This window comes from Burkholderia arboris (genome assembly GCF_902499125.1).
In the GTDB taxonomy this organism is placed as follows: domain Bacteria; phylum Pseudomonadota; class Gammaproteobacteria; order Burkholderiales; family Burkholderiaceae; genus Burkholderia; species Burkholderia arboris.
In genome coordinates, this window is record NZ_CABVPX010000033.1 from 44,760 (window position 1) to 58,575 (window position 13,816).

Annotated in this window: 13 protein-coding genes; 8 read left to right on the plus strand and 5 right to left on the minus strand. The window is 67.1% G+C overall.

The genetic code is table 11. The features are described from left to right. Positions 1-172: 172 nt before the first annotated feature. From trxA to BLA15945_RS30370, 8 genes are all read left to right on the plus strand, one after another. A complete protein-coding gene (gene trxA / locus BLA15945_RS30335; protein ID WP_006402348.1) occupies positions 173-499 on the plus strand; it encodes a thioredoxin TrxA in 327 nt (108 codons plus the stop codon). A gap of 195 nt (positions 500-694) precedes the next feature. Next, the gene (gene rho / locus BLA15945_RS30340) at positions 695-1,957 is read left to right on the plus strand and encodes a transcription termination factor Rho (protein ID WP_006478662.1); all 1,263 of its coding nucleotides are present in this window, start codon (positions 695-697) and stop codon (positions 1,955-1,957) included. 124 nt (positions 1,958-2,081) lie between these two features. Further along, a complete protein-coding gene (locus tag BLA15945_RS30345; RefSeq protein WP_059234002.1) occupies positions 2,082-2,582 on the plus strand; it encodes a MerR family transcriptional regulator in 501 nt (166 codons plus the stop codon). After that, on the plus strand, positions 2,579-4,135 hold the full coding sequence (locus tag BLA15945_RS30350; protein WP_174994127.1) for an MFS transporter: 1,557 nt from the start codon (positions 2,579-2,581) through the stop codon (positions 4,133-4,135). The genes BLA15945_RS30345 and BLA15945_RS30350 overlap by 4 nt, the downstream gene beginning before the upstream one ends. A 38-nt stretch (positions 4,136-4,173) precedes the next feature. After that, positions 4,174-5,007 carry a M90 family metallopeptidase gene (locus BLA15945_RS30355; protein ID WP_059234000.1) on the plus strand — a complete coding sequence of 278 codons (834 nt, stop codon included), beginning with the start codon at positions 4,174-4,176 and terminating at the stop codon, positions 5,005-5,007. Positions 5,008-5,165: 158 nt separating this feature from the next. After that, complete coding sequence (locus tag BLA15945_RS30360; RefSeq protein WP_059233999.1) at positions 5,166-5,426, plus strand: type B 50S ribosomal protein L31; 261 nt, start codon at positions 5,166-5,168, stop codon at positions 5,424-5,426. A 145-nt stretch (positions 5,427-5,571) separates the two neighbouring features. Continuing rightward, the gene (locus tag BLA15945_RS30365) at positions 5,572-7,404 is read left to right on the plus strand and encodes an ArnT family glycosyltransferase (RefSeq protein ID WP_155627131.1); all 1,833 of its coding nucleotides are present in this window, start codon (positions 5,572-5,574) and stop codon (positions 7,402-7,404) included. Between the two features lie 2 nt (positions 7,405-7,406). Then, positions 7,407-8,762, plus strand: coding sequence for an MATE family efflux transporter (locus BLA15945_RS30370; RefSeq protein WP_174994128.1), 1,356 nt, complete (start codon positions 7,407-7,409; stop codon positions 8,760-8,762). A gap of 11 nt (positions 8,763-8,773) precedes the next feature. Here the strand turns inward: BLA15945_RS30370 and lipA are convergent, their stop codons facing one another. The 5 genes from lipA to BLA15945_RS30395 all read right to left on the minus strand — a co-directional run bounded on the left by lipA (position 8,774) and on the right by BLA15945_RS30395 (position 13,758). Beyond that, positions 8,774-9,739, minus strand: coding sequence for a lipoyl synthase (gene lipA / locus BLA15945_RS30375; RefSeq protein WP_174994129.1), 966 nt, complete (start codon positions 9,737-9,739; stop codon positions 8,774-8,776). A gap of 2 nt (positions 9,740-9,741) precedes the next feature. Beyond that, entirely contained in the window at positions 9,742-10,857 is a 1,116-nt protein-coding gene (locus BLA15945_RS30380) for an acetoin dehydrogenase dihydrolipoyllysine-residue acetyltransferase subunit (RefSeq protein ID WP_174994130.1), read from the minus strand. Between the two features lie 4 nt (positions 10,858-10,861). Further along, positions 10,862-11,866: an alpha-ketoacid dehydrogenase subunit beta gene (locus BLA15945_RS30385; protein WP_059233994.1), complete on the minus strand. Its 1,005-nt coding sequence runs from the start codon at positions 11,864-11,866 to the stop codon at positions 10,862-10,864. Between the two features lie 54 nt (positions 11,867-11,920). Further along, a complete protein-coding gene (locus BLA15945_RS30390; protein ID WP_059233993.1) occupies positions 11,921-12,904 on the minus strand; it encodes a thiamine pyrophosphate-dependent dehydrogenase E1 component subunit alpha in 984 nt (327 codons plus the stop codon). Between the two features lie 77 nt (positions 12,905-12,981). Beyond that, on the minus strand, positions 12,982-13,758 hold the full coding sequence (locus tag BLA15945_RS30395) for an SDR family NAD(P)-dependent oxidoreductase (RefSeq protein ID WP_059233992.1): 777 nt from the start codon (positions 13,756-13,758) through the stop codon (positions 12,982-12,984). Positions 13,759-13,816 lie beyond the last annotated feature (58 nt).

A 13,816-nucleotide genomic window follows, 5' to 3' on the forward strand; every position in this document is an offset into this window, starting at 1 on the left:
GCAATTTAGGCTAATATGACGCCCGAACGACCCGCGAGCCGCGGCATGCAGCGCCTACGCCCCTCCTTTCCGGAGCGCGGCGTGGCCTGCCGCAGCGGCCGGCAGCCTACGGCGGCCGGTACGCCGCAACGCGCAAGCAGGCAGTCCCCGAACCGTAAGAGGTATTGACCCAATGAGCGAACAGATCAAACACATCAGCGACGCATCGTTCGAACAGGACGTCGTCAAGTCCGACAAGCCCGTGCTCGTCGATTTCTGGGCCGAATGGTGCGGCCCGTGCAAGATGATCGCCCCGATCCTCGACGAAGTCGCGAAAGACTACGGCGACAAGCTGCAGATCGCGAAGATCAACGTCGACGACAACCAGGCTACGCCTGCGAAGTTCGGCGTGCGCGGCATCCCGACGCTGATCCTGTTCAAGAACGGCGCGGCCGCCGCGCAGAAGGTCGGCGCGCTGTCGAAGTCGCAGCTCACCGCATTCCTGGACAGCCACCTGTAATACCGGCAGTTCCACGGACGTGTTGTCAGCCGGCAACACGTCCGTCGTCCAGCCGCCGATCGCTCGCTCAAGCGCGAATCGGCCTATGCTAGAATTAAAAAACGTCGACAAGACGCATTTAAGTCTCTGAGCGCTTCCGCTCGCCCTCCTCCCTTATTTTCTTTCGTCGCATCTCCTCCCTGGCGGGTTCTCCGTATGCATTTATCCGAGCTCAAGTCTCTGCACGTCTCCGAACTGATCGAAATGGCCAATGGCCTGGAGATCGAAAACGCGAACCGCCTGCGCAAGCAGGAGTTGATGTTTGCCATTCTTAAAAAGCGCGCCAAGACGGGAGAGACGATCTTCGGCGACGGTACGCTCGAAGTGCTTCCGGACGGTTTCGGTTTCCTGCGTTCGCCGGAAATGTCGTACCTCGCGAGCACCGACGACATCTATATCAGCCCGTCGCAGATCCGCCGCTTCAACCTGCACACCGGCGACACCATCGAAGGTGAAGTCCGCACGCCGAAGGACGGCGAGCGCTACTTCGCGCTGGTGAAGGTCGACAAAGTCAACGGGCAGCCGCCCGAGGCCTCGAAACACAAGATCATGTTCGAGAACCTCACGCCGCTGCACCCGAACAAGCCGCTGTCGCTCGAACGCGAAATGCGCGGCGAAGAGAACGTCACGGGCCGCATCATCGACATGATCGCGCCGATCGGCAAGGGCCAGCGCGGCCTGCTCGTCGCATCGCCGAAGTCGGGCAAGACCGTGATGCTCCAGCACATCGCGCACGCGATCAAGCAGAACCACCCGGACGTGATCCTGTTCGTGCTGCTGATCGACGAACGCCCTGAAGAAGTGACCGAAATGCAGCGCTCGGTCGCCGGCGAAGTGATCGCCTCGACGTTCGACGAACCGGCCACGCGCCACGTCCAGGTCGCCGAAATGGTGATCGAGAAGGCCAAGCGCCTCGTCGAAATGAAGCACGACGTCGTGATTCTGCTCGACTCGATCACGCGTCTCGCGCGTGCGTACAACACCGTGATCCCGGCATCGGGCAAGGTGCTGACGGGTGGTGTCGACGCGAACGCACTGCAGCGTCCGAAGCGCTTCTTCGGCGCAGCGCGCAACATCGAGGAAGGCGGTTCGCTGACGATCATCGGCACCGCGCTGATCGAAACCGGCAGCCGCATGGACGACGTGATCTACGAAGAGTTCAAGGGCACCGGCAACATGGAAGTGCACCTCGAGCGCCGTCTCGCTGAAAAGCGCGTCTATCCGTCGATCAACCTGAACAAGTCGGGCACGCGCCGCGAAGAAATGCTGATCAAGCCCGAGATCCTCCAGAAGATCTGGGTGCTGCGCAAGTTCATCCACGACATGGACGAAGTCGAGGCCATGGAATTCCTGCTCGACAAGATCCGCCAGACGAAGAGCAACTCCGAGTTCTTCGACCTGATGCGCCGCGGCGGCTGATCGCCTCCGCCCCGCAAAACGGCCGCCCGCGCAGCTTGCCCGGCGGCCGTTTTTTCACCCCAACCTAAACGTGAACGTACAGGTTGATCTATAATCGCGCCATCACCCCAACCCACGCCTCCCGATGCCGAACGACGCCACCACCCCGCTGCTGACCGTGAGCGACGCCGCGTCGCGGCTCGGCGTCACGCCGCGCACGCTGAAGTATTACGAAGAGCGCGGGCTCGTCACGCCGTCGCGCAGCGAGGGCCGCTACCGCCTCTACGACGAAGCCGACCTCGAGCGCTTCGCGCGCGTCCTGCGGCTACGGGCGCTCGGTTTCTCGCTGCATGGCATCGCCGAAATGCTGAAGCGCCCGCTGGAAGAAACGGGCGACGGCCGGCGCCGCTATTCGGACGCGTCGTTGCGCGACATCCGCACCAGCCTCGCCGAGCAGATCGACACGCTCGACCGGCGAATCGCGGCCGTCCAGCGCGAACTGAAGGAAGCCGTCGCGCTGCGCAAGGAACTGCAGCACGACGTCGACTACGTCGAGCGGCGCCTCGCCGGCGAAAACCCCGATGCGCTGATCGCGCAGCGGCAGGCCGAAGCCGGCGCGCGGCGCGCGCGCAAGGATCGCGAATGAACACGGTGCCCGGTCGCCCGCCGCTGTGGAGCCGCGCGAACCTGCGCGCGGACCTGTTCCCGTGGGCGCTCGCACTCGTCACCGGCATCGACTACTTCGACAACGCGGTCTTCTCGTTCTTCGCAAGCTACATCGCGGGCGGCATCAACGCGTCGCCCGACGAACTCGTGTGGTCGTCGAGCGCGTATGCGGTCACGGCCGTGCTGGGCATCCTGCAGCAGCAATGGTGGGTCGACCGGCTCGGCCATCGCCGCTACGTCGCCGGCTGCATGCTGATGTTCTCGTTCGGCGCGATCGCGGCCGCGCTCGCCGATACATCGCTGCAACTCGCGTTCGCGCGCGGTTTCCAGGGGTATTTCATCGGCCCGATGATGGGCGCGTGCCGGATCCTGATCCAGATCAGCTTCAAGCCGCAGGCGCGGCCGCCCGCGACGCGCGCGTTCCTGATCATGATCCTGCTCGGCAGCGCGCTCGCGCCGCTCGTCGGCGGGCTGCTCGTCGCGCATTCGACGTGGCGTGCACTGTTCGCGTGCACAGCGCCGGCCGGCATTGCGTTCGCGGTCCTCGCGCTGCTCACGCTGCCCGATTCGGGCCGGACGCCCGACGACGCACGCGGCTCCGGGCACTTCTGGCCGTACGTCGTGTTCGCGCTCGCGCAAGGCGCGCTGCAGATCGTGATGCAGCAGGTGCATTACCAGCTCTACAGCGGCTCGCCGATGCTGATCGCGCTGACGATCGCGGGAATCGGCGCGCTCGCATGGTTCGCGTATCACCAGTGGAACCACCCGACGCCGCTCGTGCGGCTGCATGCGTTTCGCGAGCGGACCTTCCAGGTCGGGCTGCTGCTTTACATGTTCTATTACTACGAGACGACGGGTTTCAGTTACCTGACGTCGCGCTTTCTCGAAGGCGGGCTCGGCTATCCGGTCGAGAACGCCGGGCGCCTGGTGGGCACGATGTCGCTGATCTCGGCCACCGCGCTGTTCGCGTACCTGCGTTATGCGAAGCTCGTCACGCACAAGAAGTGGTTCGTCGTGCCCGGGTTCGCGATCGCCGTCACGGCGGCGCTGTGGATGACGCGCATGACGCCGCAGGTCGGCGAAGCCGCACTGATCGTCCCGCTGCTGCTGCGCGGGCTGCTGCTGCTCTTCATCGTGCTGCCGGTCGCCAACCTCACGTTCCGGATCTTCGCGATCGACGAATACACGCACGGCTACCGGCTGAAGAACATCGTGCGGCAACTGACGATCTCGTTCGCGACGTCGTCGGTGATCATCGTCGAGCAGCACCGCGTGGCCGTGCACCAGACGCGGCTCGTCGAGCGCGCGAACGTGTTCGACCCGCTGTTCCAGCAGACCGTCGACGCGCTGACGCGCAGCTACGCCGCGGCCGGCCACGCGCTGAACGAGGCGCACGCCCTCGCGATCGCCTCGATTGCGCGGATGGTCGCGCAACAGGCGTCGTTCCTCGCGTCGCTCGACGGCTTTTACTTCCTGGCGGGCGTCGCGCTCGTCGGCGGCGTCTTCGCAGCATGGCAAAAAGAGATCGATTGAGTTAAAAGACAGGCTTTGGATCATCGTCCGCCGCTTCCATGCTCTCGAAACTCACCCGCTGGTTCGACGACCGCCGCCGCGACCGCGCGCTGCGCAGCCACCCGATCTCCGACACGCTGTGGCACGACACGGTCGAGCGCCTGCCGTTCCTCGCGGCGCTGCCGCCCGACGCGCTCGGCCGGCTGCGTGAGCTGACGAGCCTGTTTCTCGCGAAGAAGTCGTTCTCGACCGCGCACGGGCTCGAACTGACCGACGAAATGATCGTCGCGATCGGCGCGCAGGCCTGCCTGCCCGTGCTGAATCTCGACCTGTCGCTGTACGACGGCTGGGTCGGCGTCGTCGTGTATCCGGGCGAATTCGTGATCCGCAAGACCGTGCAGGACGAGGACGGCGTCGTCCACGAAGTCGAGCAGGACGCGAGCGGCGAGGCCTGGGAAGGCGGCCCGGTGATCCTGTCGTGGGAAGACGCGCAGATGACGGACGGCCGGGACGCGTACAACGTCGTGATCCACGAATTCGCGCACAAGATCGACATGGTCAACGGCGCGGCCGATGGCTATCCGCCCCTGTTTCGCCGCTGGCACGCGCCGCACCTCGATGCGCAGGCGTGGGCCGACGTGTTCGAGCATGCGTACGACCAGTTCTGCGCACGCGTCGACGCGGTGCCGGACCGTGCGTGGGCGCGCTTCGAGCGGGACTCGCTGATCGATCCCTATGCGGCCGACCACCCGTCGGAATTCTTCGCGGTGTGCAGCGAAGCGCTGTTCGTGCGGCCGAAAGCGTTCGAGTCCGAATTTCCGGAGCTGTACCGGCTGCTCGCGCGTTACTACCGGCAGGATCCGGCCGGCACCGGCGCGCTCGACGCCCCCTGAAAATTATTCGTCAACCATCTGATTTTCTGGCATAATCGCCGTTTTTCGACCTTAGGCAAGTGGCTCGCGCCGGGCTTGGCGTCGTCTGGTATTGCGCAATGTGCGCAGGCCGGCACGGCAAGCGGCGGGTTGGCTACCGCTCTCACCAAGGAAAGACCATGAAAGAAGGCATCCACCCGAATTACCGCGAAGTCGTCTTCCAAGACATGTCGAACGGCTTCAAGTTCATCACGCGCTCGACGATCCAGACGCGCGAAAACATCGAACTCGACGGCAAGACCTACCCGCTCGCCAAGATCGAAGTGTCGTCGGAATCGCACTCGTTCTACACGGGTCAGCAAAAGATCATGGACACGGCAGGCCGTGTCGAGAAGTTCAAGAACAAGTTCGGCGTCCGCGCCAACGGCAAGGCGAAGTAAGCTTCGCATCGTATCCGGTGGCTGTAACGCACCGGTACCGCACAAAAAGGGCAGCCCAGGCTGCCCTTTTTTGTCTCTGCTCGCCCGGAAACGGCCGGCCGGCGTCCGGGCATCGATCTGACGCGTCATCGCCGGCGCGTCTACAATGCCGGATGCTCGAAACCGGCCCGTCCGCGCACGACCGCGCCGGACGCCCGCCCATAACAAAACGCTCATCTGCATGAAGCCTGTCGTCCGTCTCACCGCCTCCGCCACGCGCGCGCTACCGCGCTGGCTGCTGCTCACGCTCTGCCTCGTCTACGCGGCGTTCGGCCTGTTCGGCCGCGACCCGTGGAAAAACGAGGACGCGGCGGGCTTCGGCGTGATGTGGACGATGGCCAAGGGCGGCTGGCACGACTGGCTGCTGCCGAACCTGGTCGGCAAGTTCATCACGACCGACGGGCCGCTCGGCTACTGGCTCGGCGCGCTGTCGATCCGCGGCCTCGGCCCGTGGGTCGATGCGAGCAACGCGTCGCGCGTCGATACGGGCGTGCTGTTCTGCGTCGCGTGCGCATTCGTCTGGTACGCGGCCTACCTGCTCGGCCGGCGTGCCGAGGTCCAGCCGTTCAAATACGCATTCGGCGGCGAACCCGAACCGCGCGACTACGGCCGCACGCTCGCCGACGGCGCGCTGCTGGTGCTGGTCGCATGCTTCGGCCTCGCGGAACGCGGCCATGAAACGACGCCGCAGCTCGCACAGTTCGCGTGGATCGCGATGCTCGTCTACGGTATCGTGCGCGGCATCGACAAGCCGCTGCAGGGCGCGCTGTGGTGGGGCGTCGCGATCGGCCTCGTCGGGCTGTCCGGCAACCCCGTGCTGGTCGTCGCGCTGCTCGCCGGCACCGCCGCGCTGTGGCTCGTCACGCCCGAGATGCGTAACCTGCGCCTGCCGCTGATCGGCGTGCCGCTCGCGGCCGCGATCTTCGCGCTGTGGCCGCTCGCCGCGTTCGTCGCGGCGCCCGACGACGCCGCGTGGTTCTTCAACCAGTGGATCCACGGCAGCCTGATGCGCTTTTCGGGCCCGCCGACGGCCGTGCTCGGCTACGCGGCGAAGAACCTGCCGCTGTTCACGTGGCCCGCGTGGCCGCTCGCGATCTGGGCCTGGTGGAGCTGGGCGGGCATGCGTCGCCGCGCGCACATCGCGATTCCGCTGTCGGTTGCCGTGCCGCTGGTCGCTCTCGTGATCCTGCAGAGCCAGCAGTCGAACCGCATGTACATGCTGCTGATGCCGCCGCTCGCGGTGCTCGCGACGTTCGCGCTGCCGACCCTCAAGCGCGGCGCGATCAACGCGATCGACTGGTTCGCGGTGCTGAGCTTCACGATCCTCGGCACCTTCGTGTGGCTCGTGTGGCTCGCCTCGCTCACCGGCTTCCCGCATCCGCTCGCACGCAACCTCGCGCGCCTCGTGCCCGGCTACGAACCGCATTTCAAGATCCTGTCGTTCATCTGCGCGGTGATCGTCACGGTGTGCTGGTGCTTTCTCGTGCGCTGGCGCATCTCGCGACAACCGAAGGTACTGTGGCGCAGCGTCGTGCTGTCCGGCGCCGGTACCACGCTGATGTGGGTGCTGCTGATGACGCTGTGGCTGCCGATCGTCAACTACGGCCGGACCTATCGCGATGTCGCGCAACAGATCGCCGTCCACCTGCCGTCCGACTACGAGTGCATCTCGCCCGTGCGGCTCGGCGATGCACAGATTGCGACCTTCGCGTATTTCGGCAACATGCACTTCGATTTCTCCGGCGACTGCGACGTGATCCTGCGCCAGGACCGCGCCGACTTCGGCGAGCCGAGCGCGATGTCGCAATACGTGTGGCGTCTCGTGTGGGAAGGCCGCCGCGTCGCCGACCGCGACGAGCGCTTCCGCCTGTACGAACGCATCGAACGGCCGAAGACGCCCGTCAAGAAGCGCCCGCCGCGCCGCCAGGCGGCCGATTGACGATGTTCGGCGACATCCGCCGGATCGTCGGTCTCGCGTGGCCGGTGCTCGTCGGCCAGCTCGCGATCATCGCGTTCGGCGTGATCGACACCGCAATGGTCGGCCGCTATTCGGCCGTCGACCTCGCCGCGCTGGGGCTCGGCTCGTCGATCTACGTCTCGATCTATATCGGCCTGACGGGCATCCTGTCCGCGCTGCAGCCGATCACCGGGCAGCTGTACGGCGCGCGGCGCTACGCCGAAATCGGCGAGGAAGTACGCCAGGCACTGTGGCTCGCGCTGCTGCTCGCGATTCCCGGCTTCCTGTTGCTGCATTTTCCGGAGCCGCTGCTGCGCGTCGCGCACGCGCCTGCCGCCCTGCACGACCGCACCGTCGACTACCTGCGCATCCTGTCGTACGGGCTGCCCGCCAGCCTCGTCTTCCGCATCTACAACGCGCTGACCAACGCGGCCGGCAAGCCGCGGCTCGCGATGATCCTGCAGATCGGCGCACTGCTGCTCAAGTTTCCGCTCAACGTCTGGTTCATCTTCGGCGGGCTCGGCGTCCCGGCCCTCGGCGGCCCCGGCTGCGGGCTCGCGAGCACACTGATCAACTGGGGGCTCGCGCTGATCGGCTATACGCTGCTCGCGAAGCTCGACGTGTTCGCGCCGCTCGCCATCTTCTCGCGCTTCTGCTGGCCCGTCTGGGCGCGCCAGAAGGCGATCCTGAAACTCGGGTTGCCGATGGGCCTGTCGTACCTGATCGAGGTCACGTCCTATACCTGCATGGCGCTGTTCATCGCGCAGTTCGGCACGACGACGCTCGCCGGCCACCAGATCGCCGGCAACATCGGTGCGGTGCTGTACATGACACCGCTGTCGATCGGCGTGGCGGCGTCGACGCTGGTCGCGCGCGCGCTCGGCGCCGGACGTCCCGAAGAAGCCCGGCTGCTCGGCCGGCACAGCGTGATGTTCGCGTGCGGCGTGGCCGCCGCCTACGGCGTGCTCGTCTTCACGTTGCGCCCGCTGATCATCGGCGGCTATACGCCGAACCCGGCCGTCGCCGCGGCCGCGATGCCGCTCGTCGCGATCGTCGCGTGCTACCACGTCTTCGATGCGCTGCAGGTCACGTCGGCGTTCGTGCTGCGCGCGTACAAGGTGGCGGTCGTGCCGACCGTGATCTATGCGGTCGCGCTGTGGGGCGTCGGCCTCAGCGGCGGCTACGTGCTCGGCTTCGACGTCGGCGGCATCGCACCCGCGTGGCTGACGGGCGCACGCGGCTTCTGGTTCGCGAACACGGTCAGCCTGATGCTCGCGGGTGCAGGGCTCGTGCTGTACCTGCGCCACATCAGCCGCGCGCACGTCACCGCCCCTGCCTGACACGCCACCCGCTACGCGTTCTCCAGCACGTCGGCCGCGTGATATGACGACCGCACGAGCGGGCCGGCAACGACTTCCCTGAAACCCAGCGCAAGCGCTTCGTCGCGCCACGCAGCGAACGCGTCCGGGCTCACGTAGCGCCGCACCGGCAGATGGTGTTCCGACGGCGCGAGATACTGGCCGAGCGTCAGCACGTCGACGTCGTGCACGCGCAGGTCGCGCAGCGTGTCGCGCACTTCGTCGTCACGCTCGCCGAGCCCGAGCATCAGCCCCGATTTCGTCACCAGTGCCGGCCGCGCAGCCTTCGCCTGCGCGAGCAATTCAAGCGAGCCGCGATAGTCGGCACCCGGTCGCGCCGCGCGATACAGCGACGGCACCGTCTCGATGTTGTGGTTGAACACGTCCGGCCAGGCTGTCGACAGCGCATCGAGCGCACGCGTCACGCGGCCGCGGAAGTCCGGCGTCAGCACTTCGACGCCGATGCCCGGCACGCTCGCGCGCACCGCCGCGATGCATGCGGCGAAATGCGCGGCGCCGCCGTCGCGCAGGTCGTCGCGGTCGACCGACGTGATCACGACGTAGCGCAACCCGAGCGCCGCCGCCGCGTCGGCCAGCCGCGCGGGTTCATCGGGATCGAGCGGATCGGGGCGGCCGTGCGCAACATCGCAGAACGGGCAGCGCCGCGTGCACAGCCCGCCCATGATCATGAAGGTCGCGGTGCGCTGCGCGAAGCATTCGCCGATGTTCGGGCACATCGCCTCCTCGCAGACGGAATGCAGCCGATGGTCGCGCAGCACGGCGGCCATGTCGGCCACCGCCGCGCTCATCATCGGCCGTGCGCGCAGCCACGGCGGCTTCGGCAACACCGTGCCGGCCGCGGGCTCGACGCGCACCGGGATGCGCGCAAGCTTGTCGCGGCTTCGCGCGCCCGGCTGGCCGAGCGCCGTGAGGCTGGGTCGTTCGAGCGCGGCGGCCATCGTCAGTCTCCGAGAAACGCGACGATCAGGCGGTTCACATCGGCAGCCGCCTCCATCTGCACCATGTGGCCGCTGCCGGCGATCACTTCGGCGCGCACGCCGCCCGGCAAGCCCTGCGCATGCTGCGCGGGAATCACCTGGTCGCGCTCCCCCCAGATCACGAGCGTGCGCGGCGCAAGTGTCGCGAGCCCGTCGCGGAACACGCGCCGCTGTGCGGCGCCGTCGAACGCGGCGTTCGCGATCTTCTCCAGCGCGGCCTGCACGCCTTCGAGCCGCTTGTACTTGACGAGATCCTCGACGAGCTGCCGCGTCACCAGCGCGTTGTCGGCGAACAGCGCGCCGAGGTGCGGCTTCAGCGTGTTGCGGCTGTTGCCGGCGACGAAACCGTCGATGTAAGCACGGTTGATGTCGGTGCCGAGCCCCGCGCTTGCGATCAGCGTCAGCGACGCGACGCGTTGCGGTGCGCGCTCGGCCGCCGCCATCGCGACCGCGCCGCCCATCGAATGGCCGATCAGGTGCGCGCGCTCGATGTGCTGCGCGTCGAGCAACGCGAGCACCGCGTCGGCGAGTTCGTCGAGGCTGCCGGTGTCGACGGCCTTGCCCGACTCGCCATGCCCGGGCAGGTCGAGCGCCCACACCGGCCGGTGCGCGGCGAGATCCGCGTGATTGAACAGCCAGTTGTTCAGGTCGCCGCCGAAGCCGTGGATCAGCACGGCCGGCGTGCCCGTCCCGTCGCCGAGCTTCAGGAAGCGCACGGTGCGGCCGCCGATCTGCGCCTTCTCGGGCTGCGGGCCGGCTGCTTCGTCGGCAGCCGCGCTCGGTACGAAATCGCGCTGGAAATCGGCGATCGCCGCATCGATGTCGGCATCGCTCGCCTCGGCCGCCGCGACGACCCCGAGCAGCGCGCCGACCGGCAGCGTCTCGCCCTCCTGCGCGACCTGCCGGCGCAGCGTGCCGTCGAATGCGCATTCGACGCCCGACGAGATCTTGTCGGTCTCGACGTCGAGCACCTCATCGCCCTTCGTCACGCGTTCGCCGAGCGCCTTCAGCCAGCCGTTGACCTGCCCCTGCTCCATCGACAGCCCCCACTTGGGCATCGTGATCATGTGAATCGACATCGTGTCAGCTCCTCGTCTTCAGGACCGCCTGCGCAATCGCATCGGCGGTCGGGATGTACAGGTCTTCCAGCACGCTCGCGAACGGCGCGGGCGTATGCGGCGCGGTGACGAGCTCGATCGGCGCCTTCAGCGAATGGAACGCGCGCTGCGCGACGAGCGCGGCGATGTCGGTCGCGATCGAGCAGCGCGGGTTCGCCTCGTCGACGACCACCACGCGCCCGGTGCGCTCCGCGCTTTCGAGGATCGTTTCCTCGTCGAGCGGCGACGTCGTGCGCAGGTCGATCACGTCGCACTGGATGCCGTCCTTCGCGAGCTTCGCGGCCGCATCCGTCGCGAGATGCACCATCCGGCCGTACGTGACGATCGTCACGTCGTCGCCTTCGCGCACCACGTTCGCCTCGCCGAACGGAATCGCATAGGACTCCTCCGGTACGTCGCCTTCGCGCGTATAGAGCAGCTTGTGTTCGAGAAAGATCACGGGATCGTTGTCGCGGATCGCCTGGATCAGCAGCCCCTTCGCGTCGTACGGCGTCGACGGGCACACGACCTTCAGCCCCGGAATGTGCGTGAACAGCGACGTCAGCATCTGCGAGTGCTGCGCGGCCGCGCGCAAACCCGCGCCGTACATCGCGCGGATCACGACCGGCGTCACGGCCTTGCCGCCGAACATGTAGCGGAATTTCGCGGCCTGGTTGAAGATCTGGTCGAAGCACACGCCCATGAAATCGATGAACATCAGCTCCGCGACGGGCCGCATCCCGCACGCGGCCGCGCCGACCGCCGCGCCGATGTAGCCGCCCTCCGACAGCGGCGTATCGAGCACGCGGCCCGGAAACTTGTGGAACAGCCCCTTCGTCACGCCGAGCACGCCGCCCCATGCGTCGTCCTCGCCCGGCGCGCCCGCGCCGCCCGCGTTGTCCTCGCCCATCACGATCACGCTGTCGTCGCGCGCCATTTCCTGCGCGAGCGCTTCGTTGATCGCCTGCGAATAAGTGATCTTCCTTGCCATGTCTGTCTCCTGGAATGTTCGGTTCGCCGTGCCGGCTGCGGTGTCAGGCCGCGCTCACGGATACGACACGTAGACGTCGGTCAGCAGGTCGGCGGCATCCGGCACCGGCGCGGCCTTCGCCTGCGCGACCGCGTCGTCGATCAGCGCCTTCACCTGTGCATCGACCGCGCGCAGGTCGGCCGTCGTCAGCGCTTCGGCGCGCACGACGCGCGTCTCGAAGTGCTTCAGGCAGTCCTTCTCGTCGCGCAGCTTCTGCACCTCGCCCGGCGCGCGGTAGGTTTGCGCATCGCCTTCGAAGTGGCCGAAGTAGCGCGTGAACTTCACCTCGACGAGCGTCGGGCCGCCGCCGTTGCGCGCGCGCTCGACGGCTTCGCCGAGCGCTTCGTGCACCGCGAAGAAATCGAAGCCGTCGACGATCACGCCCGGCATCCCGAACCCGTTCGCGCGATCGGCGATGTTGTCGGTCGCGACCGACCAGCTCGACGACGTCGCTTCCGCATAGCCGTTGTTTTCGGCGACGAAGATCGCGGGGAGCCGCCACACCGACGCCAGGTTCATCGATTCGAAGATCACGCCCTGGTTCGACGCGCCGTCGCCGAAGAAGCACACGCCGACGCCGCCCGTCTTCTTGTGTTTCGCCGCGAGCGCCGCGCCGCACACGAGCGGGCCGCCCGCGCCGACGATCCCGTTCGCGCCGAGCATCCCCATCGACAGGTCGGCGATGTGCATCGAGCCGCCCTTGCCGTGGCAAACGCCCGTCTTCTTGCCGTAGATCTCGGCCATCATCCCGTGCACGTCGACGCCCTTTGCAATGCAATGGCCGTGGCCGCGGTGCGTGGTGGCCACGTAGTCGTCGAGGCCGAGGTGCAGGATCGTGCCGACTGCGGACGCCTCCTCGCCGGCATACAGGTGAACGAAGCCGGGAATCTCGCCGGTCGCGAATTCGACGTGCAGGCGTTCCTCGAATTCGCGGATCGTGCGCATCAGCCGGTAGGCGTCCAGCAGCTTGTCCCTGCTGAGCTGTGTCGAAGCGGTCATGTATGTCTCCTGGGTAGGTCTGACTGCGAATGCCGCCGAGGCGGTGCCACGGCGACGGATTACACGGCCGGCGGCCGTCAGTGGAACGTGAAGCCGCCGTCGACGTTCACGGCCTGGCCCGTCACGTTGTCCATCGTCGCGAAGAACAGCGCGAGCCGGCCCATGTCCTCGGGCGTCTGCGCGCGACCCTGCGGGATCAACGCCAACTGGTGCCGCTGCCACGACGCTTCGACCGTTTCGCCGTCGGTCTTCCATTCGTCGGACAGCCGGTCCCACATGTAGGTACGGACGATGCCGGGGCAGATCGCGTTGACGGTCACGCCATCGCGCGCGAGCTCCTTCGCGAGCGCGTTCGTGAAGCCGACGACCGCGAATTTCGATGCGCTGTAGTGCGCGAGATCCGGGAAGCCTTCCTTGCCGGCGATCGACGCGACGTTGATGATCCGGCCACGCCCCTGCGCCTTCAGATGCGCGAGCGCCGCACGGCAGCCGAGGAACGTGCCCTTCGCATTCACGTCCATCACGAAATCCCAGTCGCGCTCGGTCAGTTCGGCAACCGGATGAATGCTGATCACGCCCGCGCAGTTCACGAGGATGTCGAGCCCGCCGAGTTCGGCGAGTGCCTGTGCAACCATTGCCTCGACCTGGGCGGCCTGCGTCACGTCGACCTTCGCCACCGCCGCCCGGCGGCCCAGTGTGCGCACCTCGCGCGCGGTGGCGTCGAGCGCGTCGTCGAGCAGGTCGGCCAGCAGGATGTCGGCGCCTGCGCCGGCAAGCGTCAGCGCAATGCCGCGGCCGATGCCGCGTGCGCCGCCGGTGACGATGGCGACCTGTCCTTCGAGTGGGGCTGTCATGGCAATGTCTCCTTGACGATCGTTATGGATGACGAAATGCTGTGCGCAAACCGGATGT